At 66.1% G+C, this 15,953-nt stretch carries 16 protein-coding genes; 9 read left to right on the top strand and 7 right to left on the bottom strand.

Annotation, left to right across the window (positions count from 1 at the left end; all coding sequences use genetic code 11):
* Positions 1 to 72: 72 nt before the first annotated feature.
* The 8 genes from mreC (at position 73) to DUGA2_RS19680 (ending at position 9,675) form a co-directional block, all read left to right on the top strand.
* Positions 73 to 1,272: a rod shape-determining protein MreC gene (gene mreC / locus DUGA2_RS19715; RefSeq protein ID WP_070271239.1), complete on the top strand. Its 1,200-nt coding sequence runs from the start codon at positions 73 to 75 to the stop codon at positions 1,270 to 1,272.
* Positions 1,269 to 1,781: a rod shape-determining protein MreD gene (gene mreD / locus DUGA2_RS19710; protein ID WP_070271191.1), complete on the top strand. Its 513-nt coding sequence runs from the start codon at positions 1,269 to 1,271 to the stop codon at positions 1,779 to 1,781. The genes mreC and mreD overlap by 4 nt, the downstream gene beginning before the upstream one ends.
* 41 nt (positions 1,782 to 1,822) lie before the next feature.
* The gene (mrdA, locus tag DUGA2_RS19705; protein WP_070271190.1) at positions 1,823 to 3,805 is read left to right on the top strand and encodes a penicillin-binding protein 2; all 1,983 of its coding nucleotides are present in this window, start codon (positions 1,823 to 1,825) and stop codon (positions 3,803 to 3,805) included.
* 9 nt (positions 3,806 to 3,814) lie between these two features.
* Positions 3,815 to 4,927, top strand: a complete 1,113-nt coding sequence (gene rodA, locus DUGA2_RS19700) for a rod shape-determining protein RodA (RefSeq protein WP_070271189.1) — start codon at positions 3,815 to 3,817, stop codon at positions 4,925 to 4,927.
* Positions 4,927 to 6,072 carry a rod shape-determining protein RodA gene (gene rodA / locus DUGA2_RS19695; RefSeq protein ID WP_070271188.1) on the top strand — a complete coding sequence of 382 codons (1,146 nt, stop codon included), beginning with the start codon at positions 4,927 to 4,929 and terminating at the stop codon, positions 6,070 to 6,072. The genes rodA (DUGA2_RS19700) and rodA (DUGA2_RS19695) overlap by 1 nt, the downstream gene beginning before the upstream one ends.
* Positions 6,069 to 8,126, top strand: a complete 2,058-nt coding sequence (gene mrdA / locus DUGA2_RS19690) for a penicillin-binding protein 2 (protein ID WP_070271187.1) — start codon at positions 6,069 to 6,071, stop codon at positions 8,124 to 8,126. The genes rodA (DUGA2_RS19695) and mrdA (DUGA2_RS19690) overlap by 4 nt, the downstream gene beginning before the upstream one ends.
* 10 nt (positions 8,127 to 8,136) lie before the next feature.
* The gene (locus DUGA2_RS19685) at positions 8,137 to 9,279 is read left to right on the top strand and encodes a septal ring lytic transglycosylase RlpA family protein (RefSeq protein WP_070271186.1); all 1,143 of its coding nucleotides are present in this window, start codon (positions 8,137 to 8,139) and stop codon (positions 9,277 to 9,279) included.
* Positions 9,280 to 9,351: 72 nt separating this feature from the next.
* The gene (locus DUGA2_RS19680) at positions 9,352 to 9,675 is read left to right on the top strand and encodes a hypothetical protein (protein WP_070271185.1); all 324 of its coding nucleotides are present in this window, start codon (positions 9,352 to 9,354) and stop codon (positions 9,673 to 9,675) included.
* An 18-nt stretch (positions 9,676 to 9,693) separates the two neighbouring features.
* On the opposite strand, the gene DUGA2_RS19675 is transcribed toward DUGA2_RS19680, so the two are convergent.
* Positions 9,694 to 10,617 carry a LysR family transcriptional regulator gene (locus DUGA2_RS19675; RefSeq protein WP_070271184.1) on the bottom strand — a complete coding sequence of 308 codons (924 nt, stop codon included), beginning with the start codon at positions 10,615 to 10,617 and terminating at the stop codon, positions 9,694 to 9,696.
* Positions 10,618 to 10,727: 110 nt separating this feature from the next.
* Here DUGA2_RS19675 and DUGA2_RS19670 point away from each other — a divergent pair, with 110 nt between their 5' ends.
* Positions 10,728 to 11,462: a 3-oxoacyl-ACP reductase family protein gene (locus DUGA2_RS19670; protein ID WP_070271183.1), complete on the top strand. Its 735-nt coding sequence runs from the start codon at positions 10,728 to 10,730 to the stop codon at positions 11,460 to 11,462.
* Between the two features lie 7 nt (positions 11,463 to 11,469).
* Here the strand turns inward: DUGA2_RS19670 and DUGA2_RS19665 are convergent, their stop codons facing one another.
* The 6 genes from DUGA2_RS19665 to DUGA2_RS19640 are packed head-to-tail and all read right to left on the bottom strand — an operon-like array spanning position 11,470 to position 15,939.
* The gene (locus DUGA2_RS19665; RefSeq protein WP_070271182.1) at positions 11,470 to 12,162 is read right to left on the bottom strand and encodes an SPOR domain-containing protein; all 693 of its coding nucleotides are present in this window, start codon (positions 12,160 to 12,162) and stop codon (positions 11,470 to 11,472) included.
* A gap of 18 nt (positions 12,163 to 12,180) precedes the next feature.
* Positions 12,181 to 12,948, bottom strand: coding sequence for a type III pantothenate kinase (locus DUGA2_RS19660; RefSeq protein WP_070271181.1), 768 nt, complete (start codon positions 12,946 to 12,948; stop codon positions 12,181 to 12,183).
* On the bottom strand, positions 12,945 to 13,763 hold the full coding sequence (locus DUGA2_RS19655; protein ID WP_070271180.1) for a biotin--[acetyl-CoA-carboxylase] ligase: 819 nt from the start codon (positions 13,761 to 13,763) through the stop codon (positions 12,945 to 12,947). The genes DUGA2_RS19660 and DUGA2_RS19655 overlap by 4 nt, the downstream gene beginning before the upstream one ends.
* Positions 13,760 to 14,566 (bottom strand): SDR family oxidoreductase, encoded by an 807-nt coding sequence (locus DUGA2_RS19650; RefSeq protein ID WP_070271179.1) that lies wholly within the window; start codon positions 14,564 to 14,566, stop codon positions 13,760 to 13,762. Before DUGA2_RS19650 ends, DUGA2_RS19655 begins: the two co-directional genes overlap by 4 nt.
* Positions 14,567 to 14,568: 2 nt before the next feature.
* Positions 14,569 to 15,240 (bottom strand): thiol:disulfide interchange protein DsbA/DsbL, encoded by a 672-nt coding sequence (locus tag DUGA2_RS19645; protein WP_070271178.1) that lies wholly within the window; start codon positions 15,238 to 15,240, stop codon positions 14,569 to 14,571.
* A gap of 15 nt (positions 15,241 to 15,255) precedes the next feature.
* Positions 15,256 to 15,939: an SPOR domain-containing protein gene (locus tag DUGA2_RS19640; protein WP_070271177.1), complete on the bottom strand. Its 684-nt coding sequence runs from the start codon at positions 15,937 to 15,939 to the stop codon at positions 15,256 to 15,258.
* Between the last annotated feature and the right edge of the window lie 14 nt (positions 15,940 to 15,953).

The following is a 15,953-nucleotide window of genomic DNA, read 5'->3' as shown; positions in this document are numbered from 1 at the left end:
AAACAGCGGCCCCGATGCATTGGGATGAGTTGACAGTCTCGTTGGCGCGCGAGCGCCGGATTATTGGAAGTCATGGAATACAGTCCTCCGCCACTTTTCAAGCAAGGCGCCTCCGCCCGCGTCAAGATGACGGTGTTTGCGTGCATTTCGATTGCACTGCTGCTGGTCGATGCGCGCATGCGCACCTTGACCACCGTGCGCAAGGCGGCAGCCACGGTGCTGTATCCGCTGCAAATGGCAGCCTTGCTGCCGCGCGACGCCATCTACGGCGTCGGCGATTATTTCTCCACTCTGTCGTCGCTGGAAAAGCAGGTGCGCGAGCTCAAACGCCAGCAGATCGCCGGCGCGCTGGTGCTGCAGCAGGCCCAGCTCCAGACGGCTGAAAACAACCAGCTGCGCCGCCTGATGGCCGCGCGCGAGCATCTGCCGGTGAAGTCCATGCTGGCCGAGATCCTGTACGACGCGCGCGATGTCAACAGCCGCAAGGTGATCCTCGACCGCGGCACCCAGCAGGGTGTGGCGCTCGGCCTGCCGGTGATCGACAACCAGGGCGTGGTTGGCCAGGTCACGCGGGTGTTCCCCTTTACTTCCGAAGTGACGCTGCTGACCGACAAGGAGCAGGCGATACCCGTGCAGCTGCTGCGCAACGGCTTGCGCAGCGTGGCCTATGGGCGCGGCAAGTCCGGCGCGCTGGAGCTGCGCTTCACGGCGCCGAACGCGGATATCCAGGTCGGCGATATCGTCGTCACCTCGGGCCTGGACGGCGTCTACCCGGCCGGCCTGGCGGTGGCGCGCGTGAGCCAGGTGGAAAACAGCGCGGCCGGATCGTTCGGCGGCGTGGTGTGCCAGCCGCTGGGCGGCATCTCCAACAATACGCAGCTGCTGATCTTGATGTCGACGCCGGAGATGCCTCCGCGTCCGCCGGATGAAGAGACGCGCGCGCTCAAGAAGCACAATAACAAGATGGCGCCGATCAAGGAGGCGCCGAAAGAGGGCGTCGAACCTGCTGCGCCTGCGGCCGCCGCGCCGGCCAACAACGCGCCGCCCGGCCTGATGCCGGTGATGCCGCCGCCCGCACCCAAGCCGGCGCCTGCGCCGGCCGCTGGTGCGCCTGCCGCAGCCGCGCCGGGCGCGGCACCGGCTGTGGCGCCGGCCGCAGCACCTGCCGCCACCGCCGCAGCACCTGCCGCCACCGCCGCAGCACCTGCCGCCGCAGCCGCGAACGGCCAGCCCGCAGCCGCTGCCACCAAACCGAAGGAGCCGGCACGATGAATCGTCCCCACTATATCCTGCTGCCGGTCAGCCCGCTGTTCATCGCCTTCAGCCTGTTCTGCGCCTTCCTGCTGAACCTGCTCCCCTGGGGGAACTTCATCGGCGTGCCGGACTTCGTGGCGCTGGTGCTGGTGTTCTGGGGTGTGCACCAGCCGCGCAAGGTCGGCATCGGCACCGCCTTCTTCCTCGGCCTGCTGATGGACGTGCATGACTCCACGCTGCTGGGCGAGAATGCGCTGGCCTACACGCTGCTGTCCTACTTCGCCATCATGCTGCACCGCCGGGTGCTGTGGTTCCCGCTGCTGACGCAGGCGATGCACGTGTTCCCGCTGCTGCTGATGGCGCAGTCGGTGCAGCTGATCGTGCGCTTCTTCGTCTCCGGCAAATTCCCGGGCTGGTTCTACTTCGTCGAGAGCATCATCGCCGTGGCCCTGTGGCCGCTGGCGACCTGGCTGCTGCTGGCGCCGCAGCGCCGCGCGGTGGACCGCGACCATACCCGCCCGATCTGACGCCCCGGTCGAGAAGTGACTGAGCACCGTGACTGAGCACCATGACTGAACTCAAGGACAACCAACGCGAGCTGCACCAGTTCCGCCTGCGCCTGACGGTGCTGGGCGCGCTGGTGTTCTTCTGCTTTGCCTCGCTGCTGGCGCGCTTCATCTGGCTGCAGGTCTACAAGCATAGCGACTACGTCGCGCAGGCCGAAGAGAACCGCATCGCCATCGTCCCCATCGAGCCGAATCGCGGCCTGATCTTGGACCGCAACGGCGTGGTCCTGGCGCGCAACTACTCGGCCTTCACGCTGGAGATCACGCCGTCCAAACTGAGCGCCACGCTGGACGAAACCATCGACGAGCTGTCCAAGCTGATCACGGTGGAGACCAAGGACCGCAAGCGCTTCAAGAAGCTGCTGGAGGAATCCAAGGGCTTCGAGAGCGTGCCGCTGCGCACCCGCCTGACGGACGAGGAAGTGGCGCGCTTTTCGGCGCAGCGCTTCCGCTTCCCCGGCGTGGAGGTGCAGGCGCGCCTGTTCCGCCAGTACCCGCTGGGCGAGATCGCCTCCCACGTGATCGGCTACATCGGCCGCATCAACACCACCGAGGCCCGGGCCATCGCCGACACCGAGGATGCCGCCAACTACAACGGCACCGACCATATCGGCAAGGAAGGCCTGGAGAAGAGCTACGAGAAGCAGCTGCACGGCATCACCGGCTACGAGGAAGTGGAGAAGTCGGCCGGCGGCCGCGCCATCCGCACGCTGTCGCGCACGCCCGCCACGCCGGGCAGCAACCTGATACTGTCGATCGACATCGAACTGCAAAAAGTGGTCGAGGAAGCCTTCGGCGAATGGCGCGGCGCGCTGGTCGCCATCGAACCCGAGACGGGCGATATCCTGGCCTATGTGTCGCGGCCCGGCTACGATCCCAACCTGTTCGTCGACGGCATCGACACGCAGAGCTGGAACGAACTCAATACCTCACTGGACAAGCCGATGGTCAACCGTCCGCTGTCCGGCACCTATCCGCCCGGTTCCACCTTCAAGCCCTTCATGGCGCTGGCCGCGCTGGAGCTGGGCAAGCGCACGCCGGGCCAGACCATCTTCGATCCGGGTTCGTTCACGCTGGGCGGCCACAAGTTCCGCGACGATAAACCGGGCGGCCACGGCACGGTGGACATGTACAAGTCCATCGTCGAATCCTGCGACACCTACTACTACATCCTCGGCAACGAGTTGGGCATCGACGCCATCAGCGATTTCATGAAGCCGTTCGGCTTCGGCCAGCTGACCGGCATCGACCTGGAACACGAGAAGCAGGGCGTGCTGCCGTCGAAGGAATGGAAGCGCAACCGCTTCAAGAAGAACGTAGCGGCGCAGAAGTGGGTGGGCGGCGACACCATCTCCATCGCCATCGGCAACGGCTTTAACAACTACACGCCGCTGCAGATGGCGCACGCGGTGTCCAACCTGGCCAACAACGGCATCGTCATGAAGCCGCACCTGGTGAAGATCATCGAAGACGGCGTCTCGCGCACCCGCAAGCTGACGGTGCCCAAGGAAAGCTATCGCATCGCGCTCAAGCAGGAAAATATCGACATCATCAAGAACGCCATGGTCGGCGTGACCATCGGCGGCACGGCGGCGCGCGCCTTCGCAGGCGCCGGCTACACCTCGGGCGGCAAGACCGGCACCGCGCAGCTGGTGGCGATCAAGAAGAACGAGAAGTACAACGCCAACCTGATCGCCGAACGCCTGCGCGATAACGCGCTCTACACTGCCTTCGCCCCGGCCGACAAGCCGCGCATCGCCATCGCGGTGGTGGTGGAGAACGGCGGCTTCGGCGCCGGCGTGGCCGCGCCCATCGTGCGCAAGGCGCTCGACTACTACCTGCTGGGCAAACGCCCGAACGAAAAAGAAACCACCCGCGTGCCGAAGGAGGACGCCGAGCTGCGCTCCGTGCAGGACGTCCAGGCCGAACAGGGCGTCAGCGACGACAAGAAGCCCGGCGCTGAAACACCCGGCAACAAGGAATAAAGGACCAGCATGCGCATCAACGAAAGGCGTTCCCTGTGGCGCCGCCTTCGCCCGTACTTCACCGTTTTCGACATTCCGCTGGCGCTGATCATCTGCGCGCTGCTGTCGGTTGGCCTGGTCACGCTGTACTCGGCCGGCATCGGCATTCCCGGCAAGGTGGAAGACCAGCTGCGCAACATCTTCCTGGCCTTCGTCGTGATGTGGTTCGTGGCCAATGTGTCGCCGCAGATGATGATGCGGATCGCCGTGCCGGCCTATGTGGTCGCGGTGGCGCTGCTGGTCGGCGTGGCGCTGTTCGGCACCATCAAGCTGGGCGCGCGGCGCTGGCTGCACCTGGGCGTCGATATCCAGCCGTCCGAATTCATGAAGATCGCCATGCCGCTGATGCTGGCGTGGTTCTTCCAGCAGCGCGCCGGCCACCTGCGCTGGCAGGATTACGGTATCGCCGCCGTGCTGCTGGCGATACCCGTCGGCCTGATCGTCAAGCAGCCGGACCTGGGCACCGCCTTGCTGGTGGTGGCCGCGGGCTTCTGCGTGATCTTCCTGGCCGGCCTGGCGTGGAAGGCGCTGATCGCATTGTTCGTGGCCGGCGCGGCCAGCCTGCCGGTGATCTGGTCGGTGCTGCACGACTACCAGCGCGAACGCGTGATGACGCTGATCGATCCGACCTCCGACCCGCTGGGCAAGGGCTTCCACATCATTCAATCGACCATCGCGGTGGGCTCGGGCGGCATCACCGGCAAGGGCTGGACCCACGGCACGCAGGCCCACCTTGAGTTCATCCCCGAACGCACCACCGACTTTATCTTCGCCGTGTTCTCCGAGGAGTTCGGCCTGACCGGCAACCTGGTGCTGATGTTCCTGTACCTGCTGCTGATCGGCCGCGGCCTGATGATCGCCGGGAACGCGCCCAACTTCTTCACCCGCCTGCTGGCCGGCGCGGTAACAATGATTTACTTCACCTACGCCTTCGTCAACATGGGCATGGTCAGCGGCATCCTGCCGGTGGTCGGCGTGCCGCTGCCGTTCATGAGCTACGGCGGCACGGCGCTGCTGACGCTGGGCCTGGGCGCGGGCATCCTGATGAGCATCCAGCGCCACCGCAAACTGGTGCAGACCTGATGCGCGTGCATGACGGGCGCCCGCTGTGGCAGCGGGTGCGGCCCTACTTTGCGGTGTTCGACGCGCAGCTGGCCGTCATCATGCTGATGCTGCTGTCGGTGGGGCTGGTAACTCTGTACTCGGCCGGCATCGCGATTCCGGGCCAGATGACGGGCCAGGTGCGCAATATCTGCATGGCGTTCCTGGTGACGTGGATCGCGGCGAACACGCCGCCGCAGGTGATGATGCGCATCGCCGTGCCGGCCTACGCGCTCGGCGTGGCGCTGCTGGTGGCGGTGGCGCTGGTCGGCACCATCAAGGGCGGCTCGCGCCGCTGGCTGACGCTTGGCGTGCAGGTGCAGCCTTCCGAATACATGAAGATCGCCATGCCGTTGATGATGGCGTGGTTCTTTCAGCGGCAGCAGGGGCAATTGCGCTGGCATTCCTACCTGGTTGCGGCGCTGCTGCTGGCGATACCCGTCGGCCTGATCGCGCGCCAGCCCGACCTGGGCACGGCGATGCTGGTGGTGGCGGCAGGCGCCTATGTGATCTTCCTCGGCGGCCTGTCGTGGAAGGCCCTGGCGGCGATGATCGCGGCGGCCTGCGCGGCCTTGCCTGTGCTGTGGTCCGTGATGCACGACTACCAGCGCGACCGCGTGCTGACGCTGATCGACCCGTATCACGACCCGCTGGGCAAGGGCTTCCACATCATCCAGTCGATGATCGCCATCGGCTCCGGCGGCTTCGGCGGCAAGGGCTGGACCCACGGCACGCAGGCCCACCTGGAATTCATCCCCGAGCGCACCACCGACTTTATCTTCGCCGTGTTCTCCGAGGAGTTCGGCCTGACCGGCAATATGGTGCTGCTGGTGCTGTACCTGCTGCTGATCGTGCGCGGCCTGAATATCGCCGTCAACGCTTCCACCTTCTTTACCCGCCTGCTGGCGGGTTCCATCACCATGATTTACTTCACCTACGCTTTCGTCAACATGGGTATGGTCAGCGGCATCGTGCCGGTGGTCGGCGTGCCGCTGCCGTTCATGAGCTACGGCGGCACCGCCCTGATGACGCTGGGCCTGGGCGGCGGCATCCTGATGAGCATCCAGCACCATAGCCGCGGCGTGCGCGGTGGCGCCGCCACGCGGGCGTGGGGAGGTGCGGCATGATGGAGGTGAAGGACACGGAGCGCGAGCTCCAGCAGTTCCGCACCCGCATCACGGTGCTGGGGGCGATGGTGTTCATCTGTTTCGGCCTGCTGCTGGCGCGCTTCATCTGGCTGCAGGTGGTCAAGTACAAGGACTTCGCCGTCAAGGCGGAGGAAAACCGCATCGCCATCGTGCCCATCGTGCCCAATCGCGGCCTGATTTTGGACCGCAACGGCGTGGTCCTGGCGCGCAACTACTCGGCCTTCACGCTGGAGATCACGCCGTCGAAACTGAGCATGACGCTGGACGAAACCATCGACGAGCTGTCCAAGCTGGTCGAGATCGAAGTCAAGGATCGCAAGCGCTTCAAGAAGCTGCTGGAGGAATCCAAGGGCTTCGAGAGCGTGCCGCTGCGCACCCGTTTGAACGACGAGGAAGTGGCGCGCTTTTCGGCGCAGCGCTTCCGCTTTCCCGGCGTGGAAGTGCAGGCGCGCCTGTTCCGCCAGTATCCGCTGGGCGAGACGGCGTCGCACGTGATCGGCTACATCGGCCGCGTCAGCCGCGCCGAGGCCAAGGCCATCGAGGAAACCGACGATGCCGCCAACTACAAGGGCTCCGACCATATCGGCAAGGAAGGCCTGGAGAAGAGCTACGAGAAGCAGCTGCACGGCACCACCGGCTACGAGGAAGTGGAAGTGTCGGCCGGCGGCCGCGCCATCCGCACGCTGTCGCGCACGCCGGCGGTGGCGGGCAGCAACCTGATACTGTCGATCGACATCGAGCTGCAGAAGGTGGTCGAGGAAGCCTTCGGCGAACGGCGCGGCGCGCTGGTGGCCATCGAACCCGAGACGGGCGACATCCTGGCCTACGTGTCGCGGCCCGGCTACGATCCCAACCTGTTCGTCGACGGCATCGACGCGCAGAGCTGGAACGAACTCAATACCTCGCTGGACCGGCCGATGGTCAACCGTCCGCTGTCCGGCACCTATGCGCCGGGGTCCACCTTCAAGCCCTTCATGGCGCTGGCCGCGCTGGAGCTGGGCAAGCGGCGGCCCGGCGATACGACCTACGATCCGGGTTTCTACTACCTCGGCGGCCACAAATTCAACGACGACGTGGTGGGCGGCCACGGCTCGGTCGACATGCACAAGTCCATCGTCGTCTCCTGCAATACCTACTACTACGCGCTGGGCCACGACATGGGCATCGACGCCATTTCCGGTTTCATGAAGCCGTTCGGCTTCGGCCAGCAGACCGGCATCGACCTGGAAAACGAAAAGACCGGCGTGCTGCCGTCGCAGGAGTGGAAGCGCAAGCGTTTCAAGGGTGCGGCGGGGCGATGGGTGGGTGGTGATACCATCTCGGTCAGCAATGGCTCGGGCTACAACGCCTACACGCCTTTGCAGATCGCGCACGCGGTGGCCAACCTGGCCAACAACGGCGTGGTGATGAAACCGCACCTGGTCAAGATCGTGGAAGACGGCGCTACCCGCGCCCGCAAGCTGACGGTGCCCAAGGAGAGTTACCGGATTCCGCTCAAGCAGGAGAATATCGACACCATCAAGAGCGCCATGGTCGGCGTGACCACCGAGGCGGGCGGCACCGGCGTGCGCGCGTTCGCCGGCGCAGGCTACACGGTGGGCGGCAAGACCGGCACCGCGCAGGTGATCACCATCCGCTCCGGCGAAAAATACAACGCCGCGCGGCTGGCCGAACGCCTGCGAGACAATGCGCTGTTCACGGCTTTTGCGCCGGCGGACAAGCCGCGCATCGTGCTGGCGCTGGTGGTGGAGAACGCGGGCAAGGGCGGCGCCGAAGCGGCGCCTATCGCCCGCAAGGCGCTGGACTACTACCTGCTGGGCAAGCGTCCGGCCGAGAAGGACAGCACCAAGGTGCCGAAGGAGGATGCGGAGATGGTGGTGCCGGTCGAAGGGCAGACGCTGGAAGAGCAGGCCGCGCTGGCCGAATTCGAACGCCGCGCGCCGTCGCAGCCGCCGCAGCCGCAGCCGCCGCAGCAGCAGCCGGCGGGAGCCGCCCCTGCCGCTCCGGTGCCGCCGGTGCGAAAGAAACCGTAAGGAAGATGTTATGCGTATAAACCGTGGTCGTATTTTGAACGTCTGTACCGGGCTGGCCTTGCTGGCGCTGGTCGGCTGCGGTACTGCGCCGACAGTGAGCGATACCGCGACGACGCCCCGGCCGCCCCGTACCTCGGGGCCGGTGATCAAGGCGCCGTCCACCGGCAAGCCGGATGCAGGCCTGCCGGTGCTGCCGCCGGCGAATTCGGGCCGTGGCGGCTACTACCAGGACGACGGTCCCGGCGACGCGCCGCCCGCCAACCTGGCCGACGTGCCGGACGCCGACGTGCGCAACGATCCGCTGCTGCCGTACTCCAACCGTCCTTACGTCGTCTTCGGCAAGACCTACACGCCGATCACCAACAACCAGCCGTTCACGCAGATCGGCGTAGGCAGCTGGTACGGCAAGAAGTTCCATGGCCAGCGCACCTCGTCCGGCGAGATCTACGACATGTACAAGATGACGGCCGCGCATCCGACGCTGCCGATTCCATCCTATGCGCGCCTGACCAATCTGGTGAGCGGCGCGGTGGTCATCGTGCGCATCAACGACCGCGGGCCTTTCCACGCCAACCGCGCGATCGACGTGTCGTACACGGCGGCGCTGAAACTGGGCTTGCTGGGCAAGGGCAGCCATGAGCTGCAGATCGAACGCATCCTGCCCGATGAGGTGGACCGCATGCTGGCGGTGCGTGGCGGCGTATCGAACTCGGTGTCGCCGCGCTTGCAGTCGCAGTCGTCGCCACGGAAGGCGTCTTCCGGCGGCCTGGGTGGCGGCCCGCTGTTGCTGACGCCATCGACCACGCTGAGCGAGCCGCTGGTGCTGGCGCCCAAGGCCATGCCAGGTACGCCGTCCTCCGACGCGGAAGCGCTGATGCTGGCCGACCGCGCGCCGGCTAGCACCGAAACGCTCGCCGCCAGCACCGCCAAGGGCGGCTTCTACCTGCAGCTGGGCGCCTACTCGCGCGCCGACAATGCGGAAGTGGTGCGCAACAAGCTGTCCGGCAAAGGCTTGAACGGATTGGAAGTGGTGCAGGGCGGCTCCGTACACCGGCTGTTCACCGGCCCGTTCGCCACCCGCCAGGAAGCGCTCCAGGCGGCGCAAGGCCTGCCGTCATCGCTGAACCTCAAGCCCATCGTCGTCCAGCGCTAATCCATGCGCTACATCAACGGTTCGCAAGGGTTCGCTGGCTAGACTGAACCTCCACTATCAATGGAGGTAATCATGGAAATCCAGGACGATACCGAGGTGCTGCGCAAGCTGTTTTCAGACATGAACCCGGATTCGGGCGAGGTCGAATCGGTCCACAGGGCGGAGCTGGACCCGGACATGGCGCTGTCGCTGATGGCCAACCCCAAGGCCGCGCTGAAGGCGATGAACATCCCCGTCAGCGCCGAATCGCGCGTGGACCTGACGATGAAGAACCGCGCCGACCGCGCTCCCATGGAGCTGGGCCTTGCCTCGGCGGCCCGGCTGCGGCGCATCATCGTCATCGTCATCCACTACCGTAACTGCGACGCCGACATCATCATCATCGCCACCCGCTAAGCCGCTCGTCGTCCTGCGCTAAACCGCCGACAGCACCTGCGCCAGCCGCTCCGCGCGGAAGCGCTCGACGACAAATTCCACGAAGGCCCGCGTCTTCGCCGGCAGCAGCTTCTGCGCCGGATAGTAGATCGACACGGAGCCGCCGTCCACATGCCAACCCGGCAGCACCCGCACCAGCGTGCCCGCTTCCAGATGCGCCAGCGATTCCGAGTAGTTGATCAGGGCGATGCCCAGGCCCAGCGCCGCCGCGTCGCAGGACGCGCCGGGATCGCTCATGGTCATGCGCACCCTTAGCGTGACGGGCGCCTGCTCCTTGCCGCGGTTGACCAGCGCCCACGGACGTATCCTGCCGGTCTGCGGCGAACGTATCAGGATGCCGTCATGCTCGTGCAGGTCGGCGGGCGACTTCGGCGCCGCATGTTCGGCCAGATAGGCCGGCGACGCCACCAGTATCCGGTGCGCGGGGCACAAGCGGCGCGCCACCACGCCGGGAGACAAGTCGATGCCGCCGCCCACCGCCGCATCGTAACCCTGGGCGATCAGGTCCACCGGACGGTTGTCGAAAGCCCAGTCGGGCGAGATGGCGGGATAGCGCTGCAAAAACTCGCCCAGCATCGGCACGATGTACTTGCGGCCGAAGTTGGTCGGCATGCTGACCCGCAGTGTGCCGGCCGGCTGGCCGCCCGCGCTGGCCAGGTTGGCGACCGCGTTCTGTATGGTCGACAGGCTGCCGCCCACCTCATCGAGGAACTGCCGCCCGGCCTCCGTCAGCGACAGGCTGCGGGTGCTGCGCTGGAACAGGCGCACGCCCAGCCGCGCCTCCAGCCGCGAGATGTTCTTGCCGACGGCGGCGGGCGTCAAACCCAGCCTGCGGGCCGCCTCCGAAAAGCTGCCCGCTTCGGCGCTGCGCACGAAGCATTCGATGCTGATCATGGTTTCCATGGTTTTTATTTTAAACCAATGGGATCAACTGAAGATAGTAACTATGGTCTAGTCGCGACATAATTACAGGCGGATACTGAAGGCTCCAAATCACTCACCAGGAGCTTCAAATGATCGACGGTAAAATCGCATTCGTACAGGGCGGCTCGCGCGGCATCGGCGCGGCTATCGCAAAACGGCTGGCAGCGGACGGCGCCACCGTCGTGCTGACGTATTCCAGCTCGGCCGACAAGGCCGCGCAACTGGTGGCGGAAATCGAAGCCGCCGGCGGCAAGGCGCAAGCCGTCAAGGCCGACAGCGCCGACGCATCGGCGTTGAAAGCCGCCATCCGCAACGCCGCCGAAGCCCACGGCCGCATCGACATCCTGGTCAACAACGCCGGCGTGCTGGCGATCGCGCCGCTGGAAGACTTTACGCTGGAAGACTTCGATCGCACGCTGGCCATCAACGTGCGCAGCGTGTTCGTGGCGACGCAGGAAGCGGCGCGCCATATGGGGCAGGGCGGCCGCGTGCTCACCATCGGCAGCACCAATGCGGAGCGCATGCCGTTCGGCGGCGGCGCCGCCTACGCGATGAGCAAATCGGCGCTGGTCGGCCTGACCAAGGGCATGGCGCGCGACCTCGGCGCGCGCGGCATCACCGTCAACAACGTGCAGCCAGGCCCTGTCGATACCGACATGAACCCGGACAGCGGCGACTTCGCCGGTGCACTGAAAGCCATGATGGCACTGCCGCGTTACGGCAAGGTGGAGGAGATCGCCGGTTTCGTGTCGTACCTGGCGGGTCCGGAAGCGGGCTACATCACCGGCGCCAGCCTGACGATAGACGGCGGCTTCAGCGCCTGAGCCTGGGTTACTTGCAGGCGTGGCTCTCCGCGTCGGGATAGCCGGCGCGGAATTGTTCCAGCTTGGCCTTCAGCTCCGCATCCACATCGCGGAACTGGAAGGCCAGCAGTTTGCTGCCGCTCATGCGCGGCGCGACGCGCGCGGTGCGCACGCCTTGCTTCATCAATGCGGCCAGCTGGTTCTGCGCCGCGCCTTCGGTCTTGAACACGCCCAGCGAAATCCCCCAGCGCAGCGGCGAATTGTCGTTCATGATGAAGTAGTTGGTGACGCCCAGCGCGCGCAGTTCGCCGGCCTTCTTGTCGGCGCCTTCCTTGCTGCCCTGCGGCGGCATATAAACGATATAACTCGATACCTCGGTGCCCGGCAGGTTGTGGCGCGACTGGCGGTCGCCCAGCTTGAGCGGCGCCAGCTGGGTTTCGAAGCGGCGCGCGTCGGCCAGCACGAAGCTGCCGATCTCCACGCAGGCCAGCACTTCCGGCGCCGGCTTGGCGCTGGCGGCGGCGCTGGCCGTTGCTGCCGTCGCCGCCGATGCCTCATTGGCCTTGTCGGCGGAGATGATGGCCAGCTTGTCGGCGTTGAGTTGCTTGAGCAGGCGCTCCGGCTCGCGCTCGTTGCCGCTGAAATGGCCGAGATATCCTTTGCCGTACGCGAACAGCGCGGCATTGACGGCGACCAGCGACCAGAAAATAAATTTCAGCACGGAGCTTCCCTTGCAACCTTAGTCGGCGCTGCCGGCGGCAGCATGCAAACCGATTAACACGATGTTGTCGACGATACGGTAAGGCACCTTCAGCATCGGCGCGATGTAGGGCGCCGCGCCGCCGGAGATGATGCACTCGCTGGCCTTGTGCCGCGCGAACGCATGTTCGATGGCGCCGCTCTGCGCGGCCAGGCAGCCGCTCAGGATGGCGTCGTCGGTGTTGTCGGCGAATCCGTCCGGCAGCTTACCGTCTTGCGCAATTTGCGGCAACTGCGCCGTGTTGCGCGCCAGCGAACTGGCCATCAGGCCCAGGCCCGGCAGGATCATCCCGCCCAGGAACATGCCGTCGGCCGTGATGGCGTCGATGGTGGTGGCGGTGCCGCAGTTGGCGACGATGACTTCGCGCCCGGCCGCCAGCGCGTGGCCGGCGATGGCGGCGGCGAAACGGTCGCAGCCCAGCTGCCCGGGATTGCGGTAGCCGTTGGTGACGCCGGCCAATGCCGGCAGCGAGGCAAACCATTCGATCGCCTGCTGCGGCAATATCATGGCCGGGAAGGTCCGCTGCAGCACGTATTCCAGCTGCACGCGCAGCGCGCCGCCGGCCACGTTGGCGATCAGGATGCGGTCGACGCCGCGGTCGGCCACGGCCTCGCTCAGGTGCAGTTCCAGCTGTTGCAGGTCGGCGTGCATGACGGCGCCGTGGGCGATCCATGCGCCCAGTTCCGTACCCGTTTCGGCCAGCGCCCATTTGACGCGGGTGTTGCCGGCATCGATCAGTAAAATCATGTTGGTCCGATAGAAGAAGCGATAGTTGACGACAGGCGCAGCGAGACGTCGCCGGACAGCACTTCGGCGCGGCCCTGTTCCGTGTCCAGCATCAGGCGGCCGATGGCGTCGACGCCGGCGGCGCGGCCCTGTTGCAGCACCTTGCCGTTGTCGAGGATGACGACCTGCTGGCCCTGCCACGCGTGCAGCGTGTTCCAGCGTTCGGCGAAGGGCGCGAAGCCGGTGTCGTCGAATTCGGCCAGCACGGCGGCCAGGCGGCTGAGCAGGGCGGCCATCAGCTGGTTGCGGTCCATCTTGGCCAGCCATGGCGCGGCCGCCACTTCGCGGCCGATCTGCGCCTCCAGCTCGTCGGGCATCAGCAGGTTGATGCCGACGCCGATCACGGCCCAGATGGCGCCGTCGCCGTCCTTGCGGGCGGCCTGGGTTTCGACCAGGATGCCGGCCAGTTTTTTACCGTCGCGCAGCAGGTCGTTGGGCCACTTGATCTGCACCGGCACGCCCAGTCCGGCGATGGTTTCGGCCAGCGCGACGCCGACCGCCATCGGCAGGCCGGACATGCTGTGCAGCGGGCCCTTGAAGCGCCAGGCCAGCGAGAACATCAGCGCGGCGCCCGGCGCGGACAGCCAGCTGCGGCCGGCGCGGCCGCGTCCCGCCGTCTGGTTGCCGGCGATGCGCAGCACGGGGCCGGCCAGCGTGTCGATGCGGGCCAGCAGGTCGGCGTTGGTGGAGCCGGTTTCGGCGACGGTTTCTATCGCCACGTGCGAGGCGCTGGTGGCGCAGCTGGCGCGGATGGCGTCGGCGTCGAGCATGTTCATGATGCGGCCTTGCGTGGCTTGTGCGGCGCCTTGGCGAAGGCCAGGTCGTAGAGTGGGTTCGGCAGCATGCGCAGCACTTTGGCGACGACGCCCATCTGCCACGGGATCACCTTGTAGCTGCTGCCGGCGGCGATGGTGCGCGCGGCCTTGGCGGCGAATTTTTCAGGCGCCATCAGGAACGGCATCGGATACGGATTCACCTGGGTCATCGGCGTGTCGATGTAGCCGGGGCAGATGGTGACGACGCGGATGCCGTAGGGTTTCATCTCCAGCCGCAGCGATTCGCAGTAGCTGATCACGGCCGCCTTGGAGGCGCTGTACGCCTCGGCGCCCGGCAGGCCGCGTATGCCGGCCACGCTGCCGATGCCCACCAGCCGCGCCGGTCGGTTTTGCGTTGCCATCTGCGCTTTCATCGCCGGAATGAAGGGCGCGAAAGTGGCGGCGGTGGCCACCACGTTGGTGGCGATGACGGCTTCGAATACGGGGATGTCTTCGGCGAACTCGGTCAGCGTGCCGACCGAGATGCCGGCGTTGGCGATCACCACGTCGATGCCGCCGGCGTGCGCCATGAAGGCTTGCGCGGCGGTGGCGATGGCGGCGTGGTCGCGCACATCGACCGCATAGGCGCGGTGGCGTTCTGGGTTGGGGAGGGAGGCGATCAGCCGGTCCAGCATCTCGCTGCGGCGGGCCAGCAGGCCCAGGGTGGCGCCCTGCGCCGCATACTGCGCGGCGAGGGCCGCACCGAGGCCGCTTGAGGCGCCGGTGATGAAGACCCGCTCCGGCCCGGCGCCCTGGTTGTTCATCTTTATTTCTTTTCCGCTTTCGCCTTGGCGACCAGGATGTCCATCACCTGCACGGCCTGGGTGTGCAGTTCGGCCTCGGTGGTGGCGGACTTGGAGCCTTCGTTGGCCATGGTCGGCGAGGTGACGTACTTGCCGTCGATGGCGATCATCGGCCAGGAATCGACGCCGTAGGCATCCATCATCGATGCCGAACGGCGCACGCTGCCGCTGACGCCCAGGCCGCGATAGATTTCGATGAACTTCTGGCGGTCCACGCCCTGCTTGGCGACGAAGTCGAAGGCCATCTCGTCGCGGTTCATGCGGTTGCGGTTGACGTGCATCTCGGTGAAGATCTTGGTGTGCATGGCGTCGTTCAGCAGGCCCATGGCGCTGAGCGTGAGGAACATTTTTTGCTGCGGCAGGTCGGTGCCGCTGCGCGAGATGTGCACGCGCTTGAAGACGATGGCGTCGCCCTGTTTCTTGATCCAGGCGGACAGCGATGGATCGAACGCGAAGCAGTGCGGGCAGGCGTAGTCGAAGAACTCGATCACTTCGACCTTCTTGCCGCTGTCGGTAGGCTGCGCCGCGGCCAGTGTTTTGTATTCGACGCCGGTTTTAGGATCGGCAGGGGAGGCTTGCGACAGGGCCGCAACGCTCAGCATCAACGCACCAACAACGAATTTCATGAATCGCATCTGGATACTCCTGGCTTATTTTTGATTACGAACGACGGCGACGTCGATGCCGTTTTCGGACAGCTTGCTACGAACCTTGTTCATGGTTTCGACCTGGTTGAACGGACCCAGTCGCACGCGGTGCAGCACACCGGTGTCGGTGGCGCGGTCGGAGACGTTGGCCTCGAAGCCCAGCAGGGCCAGCTTGGCGCGCGCGCTTTCGGCGTCGGCGATCTCGCGGAAGGCGCCCGCTTGCAGGTAGTAGATGAACTTGTCGTCGCCGCTGTCGGCGGCGGCAGGTGCGGCCTTGGCCGGTACCGGCGCGACGTTGACGGCGGCCGGCGCGGCCGCTGCAGCTTTCGGTTTTTCGGCAGGAGCCGGCGCCGCCGGTGTGGGCGTGCCCTGGATCTTGTCGACCACCGCTTGCAGCGGATCGGCCGGCGGCGGCGCTTTCGGCGGCTCCTTGGCGAAGTCCTTGGCCGCCTCGCGCGCCGCCTCCTTGTTGCCGTACATCGGCTTGTTCGGATCGGCGGCCTGTCCCGCAGTCGGTTCCGCTGCCTTGCTGGTACGTCCCTTGTCGGTGAACGGCGTCGAGCCCTTGTTGATCACCAGGGCCACGACCACGGCGATCGCCAGGCCGATGACCAGGCCGATGACGATGCCGATGATGGTGTTGCCGTTCTGACGGGTACGTGGGGTAAGGCTGGAGCGGAAATTCATTGTGCGGGATGTCC

The sequence above is a fragment of the Duganella sp. HH101 genome (genome assembly GCF_001758795.1).
In the GTDB taxonomy this organism is placed as follows: domain Bacteria; phylum Pseudomonadota; class Gammaproteobacteria; order Burkholderiales; family Burkholderiaceae_D; genus Rugamonas; species Rugamonas rivuli.
This window is presented reverse-complemented; position numbering and strand designations above follow the sequence as displayed.